1 protein-coding gene is annotated in these 378 nt (G+C 54.2%); it reads left to right on the top strand.

The window, feature by feature from the left end; genetic code table 11:
- Nucleotides 1-28 precede the first annotated feature (28 nt).
- Nucleotides 29-378 (top strand): DUF5979 domain-containing protein (locus tag QKE30_RS10815; RefSeq protein ID WP_347934782.1); only part of this gene is annotated, 350 nt, incomplete at its 3' end.

The raw sequence follows: 378 nt of genomic DNA, 5'->3' as shown, positions 1-378 counted from the left end.
GACTCTGACAGAACCTACGTTCCCTGACGTGGAAGGGGTTACCTTCGGCGATCCTAAGTTCCGCGCCGGTGAAGAGGACGTTGATAATGTTAAAATCTCTGAGGATGGCAAGACCGCAACTCTGACGGTTGTAGAGGATCGCAACGTGGAAGTGCACCTCGATAACACTGCCAAGAAGTCCACGGGTGCGTTCGAAATCACGAAGGAGCTTGTTAACCCGGACAACCTGCCGATCTCGGAAGACGCTGAGTTCACCGTTGATCTCACGTGGACCGACGAAGAGGGTGCGAAGCTAGAGGGCGAAGAGTACCCGGCGCAGATCAAGCTGAAGGCGGGTGAAACGAAGAAGTTTGACAACTTGCCTGCGGGAACAAAGGT

Source organism: Corynebacterium sp. c24Ua_83, from assembly GCF_039907245.1.
In the GTDB taxonomy this organism is placed as follows: Bacteria; Actinomycetota; Actinomycetes; order Mycobacteriales; family Mycobacteriaceae; genus Corynebacterium.
The sequence above is the reverse complement of the archived record's forward strand: the minus strand, read 5'-3'. Positions and strand labels throughout refer to the sequence as shown.